Source organism: Lacrimispora sphenoides (assembly GCF_900105215.1).
GTDB classification, from domain to species: Bacteria; Bacillota; Clostridia; order Lachnospirales; family Lachnospiraceae; genus Lacrimispora; species Lacrimispora sphenoides_A.
The window spans coordinates 2,707,623-2,726,865 of sequence record NZ_FOIP01000001.1; the positions used below are offsets into that span (position 1 = coordinate 2,707,623).

Genomic DNA, 19,243 nt, shown 5'->3' on the forward strand with positions numbered 1-19,243 from the left:
GAGGAGGAAAACAGACGTGATAACCTTAAAGGGTGCAGCCGTATCTGCAAAAATCAAGGAACAGGTAGAAACGCTTTTGACTGATTTAAAGGGAAAAACTCCAAAGCTTGCCATTGTGCGGGTAGGAGAACGGCCGGATGACTTATCCTACGAGCGGGGAGCTTTAAAGAAGATGGAAAGCTTCGGTCTGATGGGGGAAAGCTTTGCATTTCCCCAGGACATCACTGATGAAGCATTTAAGGAAGAATTTGCAAAGATCAATGAAAACCCGGACATCGATGGCATCCTTCTCCTTCGTCCCCTGCCAAAGCAGATCAAGGAAAAGGATATTGAGCATATGATTGACCCGGGAAAAGATTTGGATGGCATATCACCAGAAAATATCGCCAGGGTATTTGCCGGAGACAATACCGGATTTGCACCCTGTACGGCGGAAGCGGTGGTGGAAGTCCTAAAAGCCAATGATATTGCCCTGACAGGAAAGAGAGTAGCCATCGTGGGCAGAAGTATGGTAGTTGGCCGCCCCTTATCCATGCTGATGCTGAAAGAGAACGCTACGGTTACCATCTGCCACACCCGTACGGAAGATTTAAAGGAAACCTGTAAAAATGCTCAGATCCTTGTGGCTGCTGCCGGTCGTGCAAGGATGGTGGATGCATCTTTTGTAGGTACGGATGCCATAGTGGTTGATGTGGGAATCAATGTGGACAAAGACGGAAAGCTTTGCGGAGATGTGGATTTTGATTCTTTAGAAGGAACTGCCTCCATGGCAACTCCTGTACCAGGAGGTGTAGGAGCGGTGACAACGGCTGTGCTGGCAAGGCATCTGGTGTTGGCTGCCCTTAAAAGATAAAACTCTTTTTATGCGAAAAAGTAAAACAGAGGCGCTGCAGAAAAAGCAGTGCCTCTGTTTTTTATCCGTTTAATGCCTGCCGCTTCACCTGTCCGATAGCTCCCAGTACTGGTGGGAAATACAGGATTAATACGGTTAATACTAACTCTGGCAGGATATAAGTGGCATTATAACCCAGAGTATAAACCAATGGGGGTATGCCCTCCGGTGTATAGGAAGCAAAGAATATATAACCGGAGATAACATGGAATAAGTACCGACCCGTAACGCCCACAATATATCCGGCTACAAGACCGTGCTTTTTATTACTGAACAGACCGGAAAGCCCCAAAGCACCGAATGCCAAGGGATAGTCAAGAAGAACCTGGATCGGAGCGAATATATAGGGGTTCGTGATAAACTGTAAAATTCCGTAGGCTACACCGGTCGTGATCCCGGCCTTTACACCGTAAACATAACCGATGAGGCAGATGAACATCATGGAAAACAGAGTGACGGAGCCGCCAAAAGGAAGGGAAGCTACTTTGATAAAGGAAGTTACCGTTGCAAGCGCCATCGCGCCTGCGCAGTAAACCAGCTGGCGGGTCTGCAGCTTTTGAGATTTAGAAGACGATCTGCCAAGAAGATGCAGGGCAAAAAAGATTGCAGCAAATAGAACAATCACCAGCAAGTATCCTGCCGGCTTTAATAAATACTCTTCACTTTCCGCAGAGTAAGTTAGAAAAAATGACATAAAAAATCCTCCTTTGTGTGCGCAGGAGGGGACTACTATTGCTTCCTTACGCCGGCATTATCCGGTTCAAGTAGTGAGGGTTTGGTTTCTACCAATCTCAGCCAATGGCTCCCCTAGCGTGTGTAATTTATACAATTTTGCTGTGAGTATAGCGCAAATACACAGGCTTGTCAAGCCTTATCAAGTCATGTTTTTCATGTCTGATCCATAACCAAATTGTAAATTCAGTATAAAAATGCAAATTAAGCACAACCTAGTAAAAGCAGTAAAGTTGAAATAAGGTCCGCTTGATTTATTATTAACAAATTGGAGATACGGAGGTTGTTTTAATGACAGGCTTTATTATTGCTCTTATATCCGGAGCGCTTATGAGCATACAGGGAGTTTTTAATACGGGAGTGACAAAGCAGACCAGCATGTGGGTTTCTACAGGCTGGGTACAGCTGACTGCATTTTTGACCTGCCTCATTCTGTGGTATTTCTCCGGCAGGGAGAACATTACCGGTCTATTTGACGTACAGCCAAAGTACTTATTGATAGGCGGCGTTTTGGGTGCATTCATTACCTATACCGTAGTAAGGAGTATGGGGACGCTGGGGCCGGCCAAAGCGGCTCTGATTATTGTAATTTCCCAGATCATTGTTGCCTACGCCATCGAGTTATTTGGCTTGTTCGGTGTTGAAAAGGTAGGATTTGAATGGAAGAAGCTGATCGGCGCGGTTGTTGCCATTATCGGAATCATGATATTTAATTAATTTGGAAATAGTGCTTGTATTTACTTATTTCTTTAGGTAGAATAGTAACATAGGCTGAAGATGGTATCCTTTTTTGGAGATTTTTGTAAGAGGAGGGATATCATGGATTACAAGAAAGTTAAAATCATCCTTATCGCCCTGTGTGTCTTAGGGGCGGGTGTATGTTACGGCTTGAGCAGAAGCCAGGAGGTTCGCAGGTCAGGGATTTCTCTGTCAGAGGAATCGGCTTTATCTTCCGGGGAAACGGTTACCGGAATTGGAGCAGGTGATGGCCCGGCGGCTTTAACGGCAGAAGAGACCAGCTTAGGAAGTGCAGGTGAGGAAACGGCCCTGCCTTTCTATGTACATATCTGCGGAGAAGTTATTTCTCCCGGTGTTTATGAGCTTAAAGAAGGAAGCCGGGTTTTTCAGGCAATCGAGAAAGCAGGCGGAGTCACAGACCAGGCTGCGGCAGAATATTTAAATATGGCGGAGCAGGTCAAGGACGGCATGAAGATCGTGGTCCCTGGTAAGGAAGATGTGGAAGCGGCAAAGGCCAGGGGAGAAATTTCCTTACAGGCAGAGGCTTCATCTAACGTACAAAGAAACAAGGTAAATTTAAATACAGCCACCAAAGAGGAACTGATGACCCTTCGGGGAATCGGAGAAGCCAAGGCAGCTGATATTCTTAAGTATCGGGATAGCCACGGCGGATTTCAAAAGATCGAGGATATCATGAAGATATCCGGCATCAAAGATGCGGCGTTTCAAAAAATAAAAGATGATATAACGGTTTGAAATAGAGGATAGAGGTGTAGTATGGCAAGCGTTTTAGTAGTTGATGATGAAAAACTCATCGTAAAAGGAATGAGATTCAGTCTGGAACAGGACGGTATGGAAGTGGACTGTGCCTATGACGGAGAGGAAGCCATTAATCTGGCAAAACAGAAAGAGTATGATGTGGTCCTGTTGGATGTCATGCTTCCCAAATATGACGGATATGAAGTATGTCAGGCCATCCGGGAATTTTCCGAGATGCCCATTATCATGCTGACGGCAAAGGGCAATGATATGGATAAGATCCTGGGCCTGGAATACGGTGCCGACGATTATATTACAAAGCCTTTTAACATTCTTGAGGTAAAGGCCAGGATCAAGGCTATCCTGCGCCGGAATGCCAAGAAGAATAAGCGGGATAACCAGGAAGACAGCCAGGTGATAAAAGAAGGCGATTTGAAGCTGGACCGGGACAGCAGGAGAGTGTTCATTGCTGAAAAAGAGATCAATTTAACGGCAAAGGAGTTTGACCTTTTGGAGCTTCTTACCTGCAATCCGGGTAAGGTTTACAGCAGGGAACAGCTTCTTACTTATGTATGGGGAAATAAAGCTATGGATACGGGGGATGTACGGACGGTAGACGTTCATGTAAGGCGTCTTAGGGAGAAGATCGAACCCAGTCCAAGCGATCCTAAATATGTGCATACCAAGTGGGGCGTAGGATATTATTTCCGCGTCTAGTAAATGAAAGAGGAGGATTTCTGACGGGAGACCGGGGAAATCCGCCTTTTCTTTAAATTTTGGGAGAGAAAATTCCATAGATCAGAATCAATTTTGGAAACGGGGAAACGATAGGATGGATTACAGCATTAGAAAAGTAAGAAAAGAGGATTTGGACCAGGTGGTGGAAGTGGAGGCCCTCTGTTTTCCGCCGGAAGAGGCGGCAGGGAGAGAAGCCATTTTGCAGAGGTTCGATCATTTTCCTGAAAGCTTCCTTGTGGCGGAGTTTTCCGACGGGACGATCATCGGTTTTATTAATGGATGCGTTACAGATGGGAATACAATCTGTGACGAAATGTTTGAAAAAGCAGATTTTCATAACCCAGATGGTGCTTACCAAAGCGTGTTTGGACTTGATGTGATAAAAGAATGGCGGGGACGGGGAGTTGCCGCTGCGCTTATGAAACGTTTTATTGAAGAAGCAGGGAAAAGTGGCAGGAAAGGAATGATACTCACCTGCAAGGACAGGCTGATTCACTATTACGAAAAATTCGGATACCAGAACATGGGAGTGTCCGGATCTGTGCACGGAGGAGCCGTCTGGTATGATATGCGGCTTGATTTTATGGATACAGGGAAGTGAGGCACCGTCAGTATGAAGAGAAGCCCCCAGGGAGAGCGGTGGAGACGGCTTGACAATACGGCAAAGATATTTCCGGTCATAGCCAGTGAAAATTTAAGCAATGTATTCCGGATCTCTGCGGTTTTAAAGGAAGAGGTGGATCCGGGCACCTTACAGCGGGCACTGGAAGAGATCCTTCCTCAGTTTGAGGGATTCTCGGTGAGGCTGCGGAGGGGATTTTTCTGGTATTATTTTGAGGACAATATGAGGATGCCGGTCATTGAACGGGAAACGACTTACCCCTGCAAGTTCATTGATCCTCACAGTAATCAGCTTTATTTGTTCCGGGTCACATATTTTGACAGGCGGATCAATCTGGAGGTATTCCATGCAGTTACAGACGGCCTGGGAGCGGTGAACTTTTTAAAGGCCCTTGTTTACCGGTATCTGGATCTTAAGAAGAATTCAAGGACCGGACACCGGGCGTCTCAGAAGATATCATCGGATGTATCCATGAATGTGGAGGATAGTTACGTCCGTCATTATAAAAAGACCGAAAAACGTAAATACAGCTCAAGAAGAGCTTACCACCTGGCAGGAGAAGCCCTTCCTCTTGATGAGGAAAATGTTCTTCACGGTTATGTGGACTTAAAGATGCTTAAAACGGTCGCTAAAAGCTATGGGGTCAGCATCACCAGATTTTTGACGGCGGCTTTGATCTTTACGATCTATCAGGAATATCTTGATGGAAAGCCTTGTGAGGAATCCATCGGCATCAGTATCCCCATTAACCTGCGGACCTTTTTCGGCTCGGAGACAACTGCGAATTTTTTTGCGGTGACGCTTATTGATTTTTTATCCACCAGTGAGGAACATACCTTTACCGAGGTACTGGAAGCGGTAAGCAGCCAGATGGATTCAAAGATCACAAAGGAAAAGATGGAACAAATCATCTCCTATAATGTTTCCAATGAAAAGAAGTGGTATCTGCGGGCCGCGCCCCTTTTTGTAAAATGGTGTGCATTAAACCTGGTTTTCCGGAAAAATGAGAAGGCCTACACCATGACTCTTTCCAATATCGGTCCGATTGATATTGAAGAGGATTACAGGAAGGAAATCGAGCGGTTCTCTATCATGATCGGTGTTTCCAAGAGGCAGCCTATGAAATGTGCGGTCTGCTCCTATGGAGAAGAGGTCATTGTGACCTTTACATCCGTATTTCAGGATACCAGGCTTCAGGATCGTTTTTTCGGTTTTCTTAGAGAAATGAATATTCCGGTGAGCCTTGAGAGCAACGGCGTTCCGGATCACAGGGATGATCTTGGTATGTATCCCCAGATCCGGTATGACAGGAAACGTCTTAAGAAGCTGGTTACTGTCTTTTATGGATTGCTGTTTTTTGTGGGGGCTGTTTTAGGGATGATCAATTATGCCACCTATTCCGGATCGCTATGGTCCATCATTGCCATCGGGCTTATGGCATATACAGCTCTTACCGTTGAATATTCTGTTTTGCGCCATGCAAATCTGGCATCTAAGATCCTTTTGCAGACGGTAGCTGCGCAAATACTTTTAGTGGCCCTGGATCATTCTACGGGTTATAATGGCTGGTCAGTGAATTACGGAATTCCAAGCACCATTTTGTTTGCGGATCTTTCCATTGTTTTTTTGATTCTGGTGAACCGTATGAACTGGCAGAGCTATTTTATGTATCAGATTGCTGTTACAGTGTTCAGCTTTATTCCTTTGATTTTATGGGCGACAGGCCTTCTAACCAGACCGTTTCTGGCCCTGTTTACTGTGACGGTGACAGTGATCATTCTTGCCGTTACGATTGTGCTTGGAGATCGAAGTGTGAAAACTGAACTGAAAAGGCGGTTTCATGTGTAAAAAGATGCCGGAAAAGGAGGGGATTGTTGATGAGCCGAAGAAAAGTGAGTGTAAGAGGAAATCTTGTGAGGGATATGATGCAGAATGTAATGGAAACTTCGTTAAAACAGCCTATCCGGACCGGAGAACTGAGGAAAAATCCGGTGGAGCCTGCCTGGGTCCGTCCGGCGGGTTATGAATATGAAATCATAGAGCTGGAGCATTTGAAAATGGAGTATCTGCGCCCAGTGGGAGTGGTGACGGACCGGGTGATCTTACAGCTTCACGGCGGCGGATACATCGGGCCTATGAAGAACATTTACCGGAGATTTGCGGTCCGGTATTCAAAGCTTAGCTACGGCGGGGACGTGTTGACCCTTGACTACCGGGTGGCACCGGAACATCCATATCCGGCGGCTTTGGAGGATGCAGTGGCTGCTTATCAGTGGCTAATTGAGGAAAAAGGGTACCGGCCGGAGCATATTGCGGTAGCCGGGGATTCTGCCGGAGGCGGATTGAGCCTGGCCTTAGGGCTGTATTTAAAAGATCATGGAATTGCCCTTCCCGGAGGGTTTATCACCATGTCTGCGTGGACGGATCTAACCAACAGCGGGGAAAGCCGTTTGTCAAATTACGAGATCGATCCGCTGTTTGGAAATTCTAAGGATAATATGCTTTACAATTCGGAATATATTGGGGGAGAGGATCCTGGCCTTCCTTATATTTCTCCGGTATTTGGGGAATATGAAGGCTTTCCTCCTGTTCTCATGCAGGTGGGAAGCTATGAGGTGCTTTTAAGCGATACGCTGACTGTGGCTGAGAAGTTAAAAAATGCAGGAGTGAAGCGGCGGGTTTCCGTTTATGAGGGAATGTTTCATGTATTTCAGATGGGACTGGACTTGATCCCCGAGAGCCGGGAGGCATGGGATGAAGTGGAGTCGTTTTTACGGATCATTTTTAATATCAATGTCAAACCTGATGGAAAAGTGGTGCGAAAGGTGAAAACAGAGCACACAAAGCCGGCAAGAGATATGGTTAAGCTTCTCATTGCCATGATGAAGAAAGAACTGGACGCATAAAGGAGACACCAATGAAGATTACGCTGGTAACTGTGGGAAAAATAAAGGAGAAGTTTTATACAGATGCCATCGGGGAATACAGCAAACGATTGAGCCGCTACTGCAAACTGGATATCGTACAGGTGGCTGACGAAAAAACACCGGACTCGGCCAGCGAGGCAGTCGAAAGGCAGATAAAGGATAAAGAAGGGGAAAGAATCCTTTCTTCGATTAAGGATGGGGCTTATGTGATCGCGTTGGCAATTGATGGGGAAATGCTCAATTCGGTTGAACTGTCGGAGAAAATAAACGGCCTTGGAATCGGAGGAGTGAGCCATATTGTTTTTGTGATCGGCGGATCTTTGGGACTTTCTGATGCTGTTTTAAGGCGGGCGGATTATAAGCTGAGCTTTTCCAGGATGACGTTTCCACATCAGCTGATGAGAGTTGTTTTGCTGGAGCAGGTTTACCGGAGTTATCGGATTATCAGCGGGGAGCCGTATCATAAATAAGCGGAGAAATCCGGAATGTATATGTTGATTGATAAAGGAAAGTGTTGGATTATAAATCCCGTCAGGGAATATGCTTTTGGCGGCAAGCAGTTAGTCCAGAATGGCTCTTAAGTGATTGTTTGGGGAAATATGGAGGGAAATCATGGAAATAAGAAAAGATTATCCCATTCGTCTGACAGGCTCCAGGGCCTGGAGGACTTATTTTGGGGGAAAACTGCTGGAACAATTTCACGGAGCTAAAACAGGAGAAGACGATCATTTTCCGGAGGAATGGATTGCCTCTCTTGTGGCTGCCAGGAATGCAGGGAGAGAAGAATTGACAGAGGGCCTGAGCATGCTTGCAGATCGGCCGTCGGTGTCTTTTAAAGAGCTGATTGAATCAGATCCCGCCGGATATCTGGGAGAAGAGCATGCAGTACAGCTGGGGGCAACCCTGGGGGTGCTGGTGAAGCTGATTGATTCAGCAGAGCGGCTGGCTGTCCAGGTGCATCCGGATAAAGAGAAGGCCAGGGAATTGTTTCATTCAGAATACGGAAAAACAGAATGCTGGCATATACTTGGGGGCAGAGAAATACATGGAGAAAAGCCTTATGTTTATCTTGGCTTTCGTCCGGGTGTGACACCGGAACATTGGAAGGACTGCTTTCTTCGCCAGGATATCAGGGCCATACTGGAATGCCTGCACCGGTTTGAAATACAGGAGGGGGATACCATTCTGATCGAAGGCGGCGTTCCTCATGCGATTGGTGCCGGTTGCTTTCTGGTGGAAATCCAGGAGCCTACGGACTACACCATCCGGGTGGAGCGGGTGACGCCGTCAGGGTATCAGGTGGCGGATTCCATGTGCCATCAGGGACTGGGCTTTGAGAAGATGTTTGAATGCTTCCATTATGAAAATTTCTCAGAGGAGGAAGCGAAGAAACGGTGGTTCATTCCGGCAAAGGTTATAGAAGAAGAGGGGAAAAACCGCCGGATCCGTTTGGTTGGATATGAAGAAACTCCATGCTTTTGTATGGATATGGTGGAAATAAAAGATGTCATGAGTCTGAAGCAGAATAGCTGCAGTGCTGTTTATGTTTTGGAGGGCAGTGGAAAACTGCTTTTGGAAGAAAGGAATGACGTACAGGAAGCCGCCAGCAATGAGAAGGTCAGGCAGGAAGAAGTCAAGCAGGGGGATCAGTTCTTTCTGCCTGCCGGGATTCAGGAGCTCCGATGGAAGGCTGAAGAAGGAAGCTGCTTGAAGCTGATTCAGTGCTTTGGGCCGGAATTAGGTCGTCAATAAGACCATAAATATTTAATTCCTATATACTGCCAGGAATCGGCAGGAGAGAGATTAACGGGCTAAGATATAAAATCCCGGATTGCCAATAGCAGGCAATCCGGGATTTTTTATTTGTAATCGGCGCACATTCTAGTAAGCCGCTGATATGATAGTACTATCGCCTTCATGGGGCAAGGCGCCATGCTTACATCTCACTCAATTCCGCCAAATCCTTCGTCCATTTCCGATAAACAACCAAAAGCCTTTCATACAACGCATTGACTTCCTTATCCGGAAGCAGAATATCTTCCGTCTGATGGATTTCCGTAATGCGGTCATATCCTTCCCACAGTCCGCACCCATTAGCCGCCAGTGCAGCAGCACCCAGAGAAGCGGCATTCTGGTCAATGTTGGTTTTTAAAACAGGCAGATTATAAACATCTGCAAAAATCTGCCGCCATACCGCACTTTTGCTTCCGCCCCCGCAGATCAGCATTTCTCCGTTTATGGAGGTCTGAGTCAGCAGGATATCAAGGGTACAGCGCAGGGCCATGGCAATGCCCTCCATGGATGCACGCACCAGGTCTTCCCGGGTATTGTGAAGGGCCAATCCCATAAATCCGCCCCGAAGTCCGGAGGACGGCTCCTGGGCGCTTCCGCCTGCCAGGGAGGGATTAAACAGCACCCCATTGCTTCCGGCAGGGACACGTTCTGCCATCCGGTTCATGGCATCGTATGTATCCGTATCATCTGTAAAATCCCGGCAAAGGTTATCCCGGATCCAGCGGAAGGAGTTTCCGGCGGAGAAAATGGATACCGCGGAAGTATAATATCCTTTCTTTGCATGGGCAAATACAAAAGGCCTGGTTACCGGATCCACAACTGGTTTGGAAGAGGTAACGGCAATCCAGCTGGAAGATCCCAGGGACGTATACGCCACCCCTTCCGCCAGTCCCCTGGCGCCAAGGGCCATGCAGGTGTTATCCACTGCCCCGCAGGCAACCGGGGTCCCTTCAGCCAAGCCGGTCATCTGTGCCGCAGTCTGTGTAACCCTCCCGATGATGGAATCACTAGGCCGGATTTCCGGGAATATCTCCGGACTGATACCTGCAGCATTCATAAACCTGGGTTCATAATCCCATGCAGTAAGATTGAATACGCCGAATCCCGAGGCATAGGAGGGGTCCGTACACATGGTTCCGGTCAGCATATAGTTGATAAAGTCCTTAGAGCCCAGAATTTTGTAAACCCTGGAGTACAGTTCTGGCTGGTGCTTTTTCATCCACATCAATTTGGTAACTGTGTAGCATTCCGCCGGATCTCCATTTCCGGTGGTAAGATACCACTGGTCATAGTCCAGATCCTTAAATAATTCCACTGCTTCTTCCTCTGCCCGCATGTCGCACCAGATGGGCACCTGGTCCGCCAGCAGAGTTCCATTCCTGTCAAGAGGCACTGCCACCAGACTGTGGCCCGACAGAGCGACACCGGCGATATCCGCTGCATCAGATTTTGACTTATCAAGAAGCTGCCTTGTTGCCTGACAGACATGATTCCACCAATCCATTGGGCGCTGTTCCACAAAGCGTTCTTTGGGAAATAAGGTGTCATACTGGATAAATACATCTGCCAAAGATGTCCCGTTTTCAGAGAACAGTGAGGCTTTGATGCCTCCGGTACCCAAATCATAAGCAATTAATTTTTTCATACAATTATTCCTTCTCCTGTTATGTAGAAATTAAAATGGCCATTCCATTACAAAATGGAATATAGAAAATCGCTGGTTATGGTATCGGCAGGGTACAGCCCCACCTGTTCCCCTGCTTTTAACAGCAGTATCCGGTCACACATGCCGATAAGCTCTGAGAAATCCGAGGAAATCAGTATGATGGAAGCGTTCCGGGACAATAGGGCATTGTAAATATTATAAAGCTCGCTTCTGGACATTAAAACTAAGTAGCTGGAAGGCTCATCAAAAATATAAAGCCGGGCCTCCTGGTGGAGGGAGCGGGCGATGAGCATCTTCTGCAGCTCTCCCCGGCTTAGCTGCTCCACAGGAACGTGGCAGGAGACTTTCCGTATATTCAGACGGTCCATGAAATCCCGGGCATATAAATCCAGCTTCTGGCCGGAAACCATATGAAAGCGTGCAGCCTTCCGGACATTGGAGGCTGTGATGTTGAAGCTTAAATCCTTTCCCGTAAAAAGGGTCTGACTTCCGCAATCCCCCGGAAGGAAGCTGATGGCCCCGGAGCGTTCCAGCACAGGCGCATAATACATATGGCCGGAGGTGATTTCCCGTTCTTTGGAAATGGCCTGGATCAAGGTCGTGCGGCCGGAGCCTACGATCCCTGCGATTCCTAAAATTTCCCCTTCCTGCAGGGAAAAAGAAATGTCATGGAGATTTCCGCTTGAAATATGGTCTGCGGCAAGCAGCAGCTTTCCGGGCGTATGGGGCAGCTTTGGATAGGAAAAGTCCTTTTTAAATGACAGCACCCGTTTTACAAATGCCTCGTCTCCAAGTTCCTTTCTGGAATATGACTCCGTGATCTGTCCCTGTTCCATGACGGAGACGCAGTCACAGTGCCGGATCACGGCCGGGTATTCGTGGGATATAAGTATGACACAGATATTTTTCTTTTTTAATTCTGTCAGAAGATTCATGATCCTTCTGGTTTCGTGGTTGGTCAGAGAAGCGGAGAATTCGTCCATAATCAGAATTTTTGGGCGACATAAAAGAACCCTGCCGATCTGAAGCAGGCATTTCTCCCCTTGGGACAGGCGGTCCACAGGCTGGTTTAATTCTAAGTCCAGCCCCAGCTCCTTAAGGATGGAGCGACAGACGGCTTCCTTTTTTTCTTTCGCCGGGTAAAACAAACGCTTCTGGAAAATAAGCTCTTCGATACCCAGCAGCAGGTTGTCCATAATGCTTTTGCCTGAAAAAAGCTGAAGGGATTCCTGAAGCATATAGATCCCGTTTCTTTGGGCGCTTGTTATGCTGTGGATATCCAGCTGCCTGCCGTCTATCAGGATTTTCCCGCCCACTCTGGGAACGATGCCCGCAAGAATCCTGGTAAGAGTAGTTTTCCCCTCGCCGTTGCTTCCAACAATCGCAGTGATATCTCCGGAAGCCGCCTGGAAGTTGATATGGCTTTCCGGAAATTGCTTTGCACAGACATTTTCCATACGAATTACAAACTTATCCATAAACATTCCTCATGAAATTATATTAGCTTAAAGGTTTTAAATTATAGGAGGTGTATGCCCGTATTCCGTGTTCCATGTAGTACTGATGGTAATCCTGGGGAATCTTATTGTTGGTAACTATGGTAGAAATGCTGGTTAAATCCCCAAGACGGATAAAAGAACGCTGTTCAAACTTTTTGCTGTCCAGGCAGATGATTGCCTCATGGCAGCGGTCTGACACTGCCCTTATGATATCCACCACATTCATATCCGTAAGAGTATAGCCTCCTTCCATACTGGCTCCATCTACGGAAAAGAAAAACTTGCTTAAATAAATATGCTCCAGCTCCCGGTTTAAATCCTCCGGTATGGTATACATTCCGGAATTCTGCATCCGCCCGCCCAGAAACAGAAGCTGCACTGAAGCATTGCTTCCGAAAACATTGGCAACATAAAAATTGTTGGTCATTATATTTAAATTCTGCCGTTTGGACAGGGCCTTTGCAATATAGTAACTGGTGGTGCCAGGGCCCAGGAAAATCCATTCCCGCTCCCGGACCAGTTGGGAAGCCACCAGTCCCAGCTCTTCCTTTTCCTTATCGTAAGGAATATTTAAGCCGTCCATCCGATCCGTATGAAGCTGTTCCTCTGGAAAGGCGGAGGCATTTAACGTAGCGCCTCCATGATTGCGGGTCAAAAAACCGCTTTTTTCCAGCTGCTCTAAATCGTTTCGAATTGTTACCTCTGTTACATTTAAAAGAGAGCTGAGAGTGGCAACGTCTATTTGTTTGCGCTCAAATATAATCTCTTTGATCCGCTGTATTCTTTCTGCTTTAAACATTTATGCCTCCTCCCGATAATAATTGTTTTCATTATTAAGATAGCATAAAAAACGAAAAAAATCAACAAAAAAAGAAAAAGATAAACGAAAATAATAAAAAATAAAAGCAAGAAAACAAAAGAAAATAGTTGAAAAACGAAAAAACGTATGTTATAATGACGAAAACGGGAGAGAAAAAGCGCATTTCTTTCCACTGTTTGGCCAAATCAGTATCGTTTTTGTTAAAAATTTGTCATGTCTGCATCTGATTTATGCAGAGCAGTACAAAAGCACCGGGGCGTTATTACAAGATTATTGGAGGTATTTAAGAAAGAGAGGGTTATTATGAGGAAAGCATTAGCAGTATTCATGGCATTGACAATGGCGGTTTCCATGAGCGGATGCCAGGCAGCGAATAAGGCACCGGCAGAGAGTCCGGATGGAACGGGTGTGACCACTGGGGAAGCAGCGAAAGAAGCAGGAGCAAAAGCAGAGACGGAAGCCGGAAAGAAATACAGGATCGGATTTGCCAACGCTTCTATATCCAATAGCTGGCGTGTAAAGATGAGGGACATGCTGGTGGAGGAATGCAACCGGCTGGGAGTGGAGCTGGTGGAAACAGATGCCCACGATGATGCCAACACCCAGAACAGCAACATTGAAGCCATGCTCCAGCAGAACCTGGATGCCATTTTGATTACTCCGTGTGTGGAAGACGCAGCAAATCCCGGCATTGAGGCGGCATTTGAGACGGGAATTCCGGTCATCATCTTCGACCGTACCTGCACTACAGAGGATTACACCCATTTTGTAGGATATTCTGATAAGCAAAACGGTGCGGAATGTGCCAGGATGCTGGTGGAAGCTCTGACAGAGCGTTACGGCGAGCCAAAGGGGAATATCATTGCTCTGGATACTATGGCAGGCTCCAGTACGGATAACTTCCAGAAAGAAGGGCAGGACTCCGTATTTTCCAAATATCCTAACATTAAAATCATTGCGAGACAGTATACGGATTTTGAGGTCAGCAAGGGTAAGAGCTTTATGGAAGATTGTCTGGCTAAGTTCGGTCCGGGAGAAATTGACGGATTCATTTCACAGGATGGCGGCGTGACCCTGGGGGCAGTGGATGCCATCCGTGAGGCAGGAAGGGACAAAGAAGGCATTGTCTTTACAAATGCGGATGGTATCAACGGCGTGGTGAAGATGATCAAGGACGGCAGCTGCGTGGGGCTGACCCAGTTCCCCTGTGCAGCCAGCATGGATGCCCTTCATGTGGCCATTGACTGCATCGATGGTCAGGGGCCAAAGGAGAAGGACGTCATGATGGACTCCATTGTTGTAACAAAGGACAATATGGGCCAGTACCTGATTCCGGATGGGGATGATTATGACTGGACCTATTAATCAGTCAGGTGCAGTCACAGTAAGCGCTCAGCAGCAAAAACAGTCAGGATGACCAGGAGGGATACATAGATGAAAATCGGATTTTGCGTAGTAAACTACTCGGAAAAGCCACTGGAAGAGGTGGTAAAGCTTGCGGCAGACAATGGATACGACTGCGTGGAACTGCCCACTTATGTGGGCAACGGCCAGGTTGATGTGGAAGATATCCTAAAAAACAAGAAGGCAGGGGAAATCAAAAAGATGGTGGAAAGCCATGGCCTGACCATCGCCTCCTTAAGCAACCATGCGGATTCCCCTTTGATCATGGGACCTTACAGTGATGGGACCGTATCCTCCTGCAAGGGGACCAGGGAGGAGAAGATACTCTTTGGAACGGAAAGCATGATCCGCAGCGCACAGCTTGCAGCAGAGCTTTCTGTACCTGCTGTAGTGGCCTTTTCCGGCATGGAAAATTACGGACACATCAACGATTGGCCGGAGCCAAACGGCTGGAAATACGAAGAAGAGCAGTTTGCACTAAAATGGGGCAGAGTGCTTGATAAATACAAGGAATACGGCGTAAAGGTGGCGTTTGAACCGCATCCCAACAATGTGGTGTATGATACTCAGTCTGCACTAAGGCTTTTGGAGGTGGTGGATCACCATCCGGCCTTTGCCATCAATTTAGATCCGGCAAATATCCTGTTCTCCGGTGTGAACATCCAGACCTTTGTGGATGAACTGAGGGGAAGGATCGCACTGGTTCATGCTAAGGACTGTGAAATCGTCCATCACAACCTGGCAAAGGGTGGGTTAAATATGTACATGCAGGATGGCTGGGGCCGTTTGGACCGCTCCTTCCGTTTCCGGATTCCCGGCTGGGGCGACGTGGATTGGAAACGTATGATCAGCGAGCTGTTCCTCACCGGATATGACGGCGTATTCAATTACGAACATGAAGATGTAATCATGAGCAGGGCAGACGGAGTGAAAAAGACCATAGAATTCCTGCGTCCCCTGATGATCGACGCTCCCTATGAAGGACGCAGTGATGCGCTGTTTACAAAATAAAATCAGACATATACAGAGCAAAGGAGAAAATATATGAGAAAAATGAGAGCACAAGTGCTGACCCAGCCGTATCACTATGAACTTTCAGAAGTTCCGGTACCGGAGATTTCTGAGGATGAAGTCCTGATTAAGATCAAATATTGCGGAATCTGCGGTTCTGACTGGGGTTCCTTTACGGGAAAATATGCAGATGAGGTAGCTTGCCTTCCCTTAATTACAGGACACGAGTTCTATGGAACCATTGAAGAACTGGGAGCCAATGCGCAGGGATTAAAGTTAGGAGACCGTGTTACCTGCGATATCTGCAAGCCATGCGGTACCTGCTATCATTGCCGCATCGGAGAGCCGCTTCTGTGTACGGAATTCAAACAGATCGGGATCCATGTAAACGGCGGGTTTGCAGAGTATGTTAAGGTCCCATGGAAAAATGTATATGTGGTGCCGGATGAAGTATCCGATGAGAAAGCGGCCTTTGTGGAGCCTTTGACCGCCTGTATCAATGCCTCCAGGAAAATGGACTGCGTCATGGGAAGAAGCGTGGTAGTTATCGGCGCCGGGCTTGGAATCCTCCATGCCTGTCTCGCAAAGCTTAGAGGCGCTGCGCCGGTGATCATCATTGACGGCAATGAGGACAGGCTTGCCATGGCTAAGGACATGGTGGCAGACTATGTAATCAACTTCAAGGAGACCCCTGACGTAATAGCTGAGGTAATGAAGCTGACAAACGGCATAGGCGCCGATTTTGTTCTGGAAGCCGTAGGCAGTTCAAAGACCTATGAACAGGCATTCCAGATGGTGAGAAAAGGCGGAAAGGTAGAGGCTTTCGGAATCTGTGCAGATGACGATTACGCCAGTCTTCCTCCGGTGAAGTTCGTACTGGAGGAGAAAAAGGTCAGCGGAAGCTGCGCCGGCATTGGTTACGACTGGGGCGACGTTCTGACCCTTCTAAAATATGACCGGGTAGATCCTACCCCTCTGATCTCCATGATTGTTCCCCTTGAGGAACTGGAAGACGCTGTCAATGAAATTCGCAGAAATCCGAAATTGGTCAAGGTTTTAGTAAGCCCAGAGGCCAAAGAGCGGGTTGTACTGTATCAGTAAACCGATAAGGGGGACATTTCAGTCATGAAACAAAAAAGTGCTTCGGGAATGGTGAAAAAAATATTAAATAATCCCATCAGCGGCCCCTATCTTGCGCTGATCATCCTGCTGCTGATTGCCAGCATGATTTCACCGATTTTTCCCACATTTAAAAATATTACAAACATCCTACGGCAGGCATCCATTGTGGGCGTGGTCAGCATTGGCATGACAATGGTACTGCTCATAGGAGGAATTGACCTTTCCGTCACCAGTATTATGGCGATTGCAGCCTGTGTGATGGCAAGAATGTCAGAGCCCTATGTGCAGGCCGGCGGTACCGGCATCTATTTAGGACCGGTGCTTCTGGTGATGTTATTCGGCTTTATTATCGGCCTGATTAACGGCAGCATCATTGTGTGCAGGGGGGTAGAGGCTTTCATCATCACCCTTGGCACGGGGCAGGTGCTGCGGGGACTTAATTACATATATACCAATGGAGCGCCGGGAGGCTCGGTTTCCCAGTTCTGGTCCAACTTTGGTTCCAAGTCCCTGGGAGGGATCATCCCCTATGCCGTGGTGTTGTATGCGGTCCTTATGATCATTTTCATGGTGCTGCTTCACAAGACGGTATTCGGGCGCCATATCTATGCCATAGGCAGCAATTCGGAGGCAGCCAGGCTCTCCGGCGTAAAGGTGAAATTCCATAAGATTATGGCATACGGTCTTTGTGGCCTGACCGCATCCATCGCCGGCGTCATGCTGGCGGCAAGAGTCCGGGTAGGAGAGCCAAACGGCAGTACCGGCTACGATATGGATGCCATTGCGGCGGTGGTCATCGGCGGAACCTCCATGGCAGGAGGACGGGGGTCCCTAATCTGTACCCTGGCAGGCGTGCTGATCATGGCGGTAATGAACAACATACTGAATCTATTGGGCGTGAATCCATACCTTCAAATCGTGATTAAAGGTCTGATTATACTGGTGGCGGTACTGATTCAGAAGAAAAACAAATAATGCAGGACTGTTATGAGAAAACAGAGGTGAGCATATGAGCGAATACGCATTGGAAATGCTTGACGTGACCAAAACATTTTCCAAAGTGACCGCTTTAAATCATGTGGACTTAAAGGTAAAGGAAGGAGAGATACACGCTCTCATCGGAGAAAATGGTGCAGGAAAATCTACCCTTATGAAGGTTCTGTCCGGGGTTTACCAGGCAGATTGTGGAACTGTGCGCATTTTTGGGGAAGAAACGCATTTTCATAACCCACAGGATGCCATTGATAAGGGAATTGCCATCATCTATCAGGAGTTAAGCCTTGTCCCTGATTTAAATGCGGTCGAGAATCTGATGCTGGGTCATGAGATTCATAAGAACCATTTTATAAAGAAAAAAGAGGAAGAAGAGTTTGCAAAAAAATGGCTGGACTATGTGAGTGCCGGTACCATCCCGGATTATCACACTCCGGTCCGCTGCCTAAGCGTTGCACAGCAGCAGATGATTGACATCGCAAAAGCAGTATCCTATCATGCAAAAATCATTATTATGGATGAGCCTACGGACAGTCTGACCCAGAAAGAAATTGATGTTCTGTTTCAGATTGTGAGAAAGCTTAAGCAGGATGGAATCACGGTGATTTACATATCCCACAGGCTGGAGGAGCTGTTTGAAATCTGTGACCGGATCACGGTGCTTCGGGATGGTGCTTATGTAGACTGCGCGAATATTGCGGATGTGAATAAGGACTGGCTCATCGGAAAGATGATTGGCCGGGACCTAAAAGATACCTTTCCGCCCAGACGCCGGGTACATTCAGAGGAAGTGGTGCTTGAGACCAGCAATTTATGCGGGGAACAGTTTCAAAATGTATCCTTCCAGCTTCATAAAGGGGAGATCCTGGGATTTTCCGGTCTGGTTGGTGCTGGAAGAACGGAGGTTATGCGTGCCATATTCGGGGCGGACAAAATCTGCTCCGGAGAAATGAAGCTTTTTGGTCAGACGGTGCATATGACCCACCCCTGTCAGGCGGTGGAACTTGGCATGGGATTTGCCACGGAGGACAGGAAAGCCCAGGGGCTTTTCCTAAACCAGACAATTAAGGACAATATCGCAATTGCATCCCCAAAGCGGGTTTCTACCAAAGGCTTTGTAAGCGGAAAAGAAGAAGTAAAGCTTGCAAACCAGTATATGAAGGAGTTAAAAATTGCTGCGCCAGATATTCATAAAGTCTGTAAATTCCTCTCAGGAGGAAACCAGCAAAAGGTGGTGCTCTCCAAATGGCTGGCATCGGAATGCAGGATATTGATCCTTGATGAACCCACCAGAGGAATCGATGTAGGGGCAAAGTATGAAATTTACTTACTGATGGACCAGCTGGCCAATGCGGGAGTCAGTATCATCATGATTTCTTCCGAAATGCCGGAGATCATGGCAGTATCAGACCGCATGATCGTAATGCACGAGGGGACTGTGACCGGGGAAATTACTCATGAAGATTATACGGAAGAAAATATTATGAAGCTTGCCAGCGGCGAAATACGGAAAAAGGAGAGTTGAC

At 47.3% G+C, this 19,243-nt stretch carries 18 protein-coding genes and 1 riboswitch; of the genes, 14 read left to right on the forward strand and 4 right to left on the reverse strand.

What is annotated here, in order from left to right:
* Positions 1–16: 16 nt before the first annotated feature.
* The gene (locus BMW45_RS12290; protein ID WP_092243941.1) at positions 17–853 is read left to right on the forward strand and encodes a bifunctional 5,10-methylenetetrahydrofolate dehydrogenase/5,10-methenyltetrahydrofolate cyclohydrolase; all 837 of its coding nucleotides are present in this window, start codon (positions 17–19) and stop codon (positions 851–853) included.
* 61 nt (positions 854–914) lie between these two features.
* Here the strand turns inward: BMW45_RS12290 and thiT are convergent, their stop codons facing one another.
* Positions 915–1,586: an energy-coupled thiamine transporter ThiT gene (thiT, locus tag BMW45_RS12295; protein ID WP_092243944.1), complete on the reverse strand. Its 672-nt coding sequence runs from the start codon at positions 1,584–1,586 to the stop codon at positions 915–917.
* A gap of 26 nt (positions 1,587–1,612) precedes the next feature.
* Positions 1,613–1,711: riboswitch (TPP riboswitch) on the reverse strand.
* Between the two features lie 204 nt (positions 1,712–1,915).
* On the opposite strand from thiT, the gene BMW45_RS12300 reads away from it, so the two are divergent.
* The 8 genes from BMW45_RS12300 to BMW45_RS12335 all read left to right on the forward strand — a co-directional run bounded on the left by BMW45_RS12300 (position 1,916) and on the right by BMW45_RS12335 (position 9,160).
* A complete protein-coding gene (locus tag BMW45_RS12300; protein WP_025234636.1) occupies positions 1,916–2,341 on the forward strand; it encodes a DMT family transporter in 426 nt (141 codons plus the stop codon).
* Between the two features lie 102 nt (positions 2,342–2,443).
* Positions 2,444–3,118: a helix-hairpin-helix domain-containing protein gene (locus BMW45_RS12305; RefSeq protein WP_092243947.1), complete on the forward strand. Its 675-nt coding sequence runs from the start codon at positions 2,444–2,446 to the stop codon at positions 3,116–3,118.
* Positions 3,119–3,139: 21 nt separating this feature from the next.
* On the forward strand, positions 3,140–3,838 hold the full coding sequence (locus BMW45_RS12310; protein ID WP_025234634.1) for a response regulator transcription factor: 699 nt from the start codon (positions 3,140–3,142) through the stop codon (positions 3,836–3,838).
* 115 nt (positions 3,839–3,953) lie between these two features.
* On the forward strand, positions 3,954–4,460 hold the full coding sequence (locus BMW45_RS12315) for a GNAT family N-acetyltransferase (protein ID WP_092243950.1): 507 nt from the start codon (positions 3,954–3,956) through the stop codon (positions 4,458–4,460).
* A gap of 12 nt (positions 4,461–4,472) precedes the next feature.
* Positions 4,473–6,329 carry a DUF6320 domain-containing protein gene (locus BMW45_RS12320; RefSeq protein ID WP_092243953.1) on the forward strand — a complete coding sequence of 619 codons (1,857 nt, stop codon included), beginning with the start codon at positions 4,473–4,475 and terminating at the stop codon, positions 6,327–6,329.
* Positions 6,330–6,358: 29 nt separating this feature from the next.
* Entirely contained in the window at positions 6,359–7,387 is a 1,029-nt protein-coding gene (locus BMW45_RS12325; protein WP_092243956.1) for an alpha/beta hydrolase, read from the forward strand.
* A gap of 11 nt (positions 7,388–7,398) precedes the next feature.
* Complete coding sequence (gene rlmH, locus BMW45_RS12330; protein WP_092243959.1) at positions 7,399–7,878, forward strand: 23S rRNA (pseudouridine(1915)-N(3))-methyltransferase RlmH; 480 nt, start codon at positions 7,399–7,401, stop codon at positions 7,876–7,878.
* 142 nt (positions 7,879–8,020) lie between these two features.
* Positions 8,021–9,160 carry a type I phosphomannose isomerase catalytic subunit gene (locus BMW45_RS12335; RefSeq protein WP_092243962.1) on the forward strand — a complete coding sequence of 380 codons (1,140 nt, stop codon included), beginning with the start codon at positions 8,021–8,023 and terminating at the stop codon, positions 9,158–9,160.
* A 184-nt stretch (positions 9,161–9,344) separates the two neighbouring features.
* On the opposite strand, the gene BMW45_RS12340 is transcribed toward BMW45_RS12335, so the two are convergent.
* From BMW45_RS12340 to BMW45_RS12350, 3 genes are read right to left on the reverse strand one after another with little or no spacing between them, the layout of a single operon-like run.
* Positions 9,345–10,847: a xylulokinase gene (locus BMW45_RS12340; RefSeq protein WP_092243965.1), complete on the reverse strand. Its 1,503-nt coding sequence runs from the start codon at positions 10,845–10,847 to the stop codon at positions 9,345–9,347.
* Between the two features lie 47 nt (positions 10,848–10,894).
* Positions 10,895–12,346 carry an ATP-binding cassette domain-containing protein gene (locus tag BMW45_RS12345; RefSeq protein WP_166433341.1) on the reverse strand — a complete coding sequence of 484 codons (1,452 nt, stop codon included), beginning with the start codon at positions 12,344–12,346 and terminating at the stop codon, positions 10,895–10,897.
* 22 nt (positions 12,347–12,368) lie between these two features.
* Entirely contained in the window at positions 12,369–13,166 is a 798-nt protein-coding gene (locus tag BMW45_RS12350; protein WP_025234626.1) for a DeoR/GlpR family DNA-binding transcription regulator, read from the reverse strand.
* Positions 13,167–13,490: 324 nt separating this feature from the next.
* On the opposite strand from BMW45_RS12350, the gene BMW45_RS12355 reads away from it, so the two are divergent.
* The 5 genes from BMW45_RS12355 to BMW45_RS12375 all read left to right on the forward strand — a co-directional run bounded on the left by BMW45_RS12355 (position 13,491) and on the right by BMW45_RS12375 (position 19,242).
* Positions 13,491–14,552 (forward strand): substrate-binding domain-containing protein, encoded by a 1,062-nt coding sequence (locus BMW45_RS12355; protein WP_166433342.1) that lies wholly within the window; start codon positions 13,491–13,493, stop codon positions 14,550–14,552.
* Positions 14,553–14,621: 69 nt separating this feature from the next.
* Positions 14,622–15,602: a sugar phosphate isomerase/epimerase family protein gene (locus BMW45_RS12360; protein ID WP_092243974.1), complete on the forward strand. Its 981-nt coding sequence runs from the start codon at positions 14,622–14,624 to the stop codon at positions 15,600–15,602.
* A gap of 33 nt (positions 15,603–15,635) precedes the next feature.
* Entirely contained in the window at positions 15,636–16,703 is a 1,068-nt protein-coding gene (locus BMW45_RS12365; protein ID WP_025234623.1) for a zinc-dependent alcohol dehydrogenase, read from the forward strand.
* A 24-nt stretch (positions 16,704–16,727) separates the two neighbouring features.
* On the forward strand, positions 16,728–17,699 hold the full coding sequence (locus BMW45_RS12370; RefSeq protein ID WP_025234622.1) for an ABC transporter permease: 972 nt from the start codon (positions 16,728–16,730) through the stop codon (positions 17,697–17,699).
* 34 nt (positions 17,700–17,733) lie between these two features.
* A complete protein-coding gene (locus BMW45_RS12375) occupies positions 17,734–19,242 on the forward strand; it encodes a sugar ABC transporter ATP-binding protein (RefSeq protein ID WP_092243977.1) in 1,509 nt (502 codons plus the stop codon).
* Position 19,243 lies beyond the last annotated feature (1 nt).

Coding starts and splice junctions, on each gene's coding strand:
- rlmH (WP_092243959.1), top strand. CDS start 7,399: ATGAAGATTACGCTGGTAACTGTGGGAAAAATAAAGGAGAAGTTTTAT.
- BMW45_RS12345 (WP_166433341.1), bottom strand. CDS start 12,346: ATGGATAAGTTTGTAATTCGTATGGAAAATGTCTGTGCAAAGCAATTT.
- BMW45_RS12310 (WP_025234634.1), top strand. CDS start 3,140: ATGGCAAGCGTTTTAGTAGTTGATGATGAAAAACTCATCGTAAAAGGA.
- BMW45_RS12375 (WP_092243977.1), top strand. CDS start 17,734: ATGAGCGAATACGCATTGGAAATGCTTGACGTGACCAAAACATTTTCC.
- BMW45_RS12350 (WP_025234626.1), bottom strand. CDS start 13,166: ATGTTTAAAGCAGAAAGAATACAGCGGATCAAAGAGATTATATTTGAG.
- BMW45_RS12355 (WP_166433342.1), top strand. CDS start 13,491: ATGAGGAAAGCATTAGCAGTATTCATGGCATTGACAATGGCGGTTTCC.
- BMW45_RS12370 (WP_025234622.1), top strand. CDS start 16,728: ATGAAACAAAAAAGTGCTTCGGGAATGGTGAAAAAAATATTAAATAAT.
- BMW45_RS12360 (WP_092243974.1), top strand. CDS start 14,622: ATGAAAATCGGATTTTGCGTAGTAAACTACTCGGAAAAGCCACTGGAA.
- BMW45_RS12365 (WP_025234623.1), top strand. CDS start 15,636: ATGAGAAAAATGAGAGCACAAGTGCTGACCCAGCCGTATCACTATGAA.
- BMW45_RS12335 (WP_092243962.1), top strand. CDS start 8,021: ATGGAAATAAGAAAAGATTATCCCATTCGTCTGACAGGCTCCAGGGCC.
- BMW45_RS12320 (WP_092243953.1), top strand. CDS start 4,473: ATGAAGAGAAGCCCCCAGGGAGAGCGGTGGAGACGGCTTGACAATACG.
- BMW45_RS12305 (WP_092243947.1), top strand. CDS start 2,444: ATGGATTACAAGAAAGTTAAAATCATCCTTATCGCCCTGTGTGTCTTA.
- BMW45_RS12300 (WP_025234636.1), top strand. CDS start 1,916: ATGACAGGCTTTATTATTGCTCTTATATCCGGAGCGCTTATGAGCATA.
- BMW45_RS12325 (WP_092243956.1), top strand. CDS start 6,359: ATGAGCCGAAGAAAAGTGAGTGTAAGAGGAAATCTTGTGAGGGATATG.
- BMW45_RS12340 (WP_092243965.1), bottom strand. CDS start 10,847: ATGAAAAAATTAATTGCTTATGATTTGGGTACCGGAGGCATCAAAGCC.
- BMW45_RS12315 (WP_092243950.1), top strand. CDS start 3,954: ATGGATTACAGCATTAGAAAAGTAAGAAAAGAGGATTTGGACCAGGTG.
- thiT (WP_092243944.1), bottom strand. CDS start 1,586: ATGTCATTTTTTCTAACTTACTCTGCGGAAAGTGAAGAGTATTTATTA.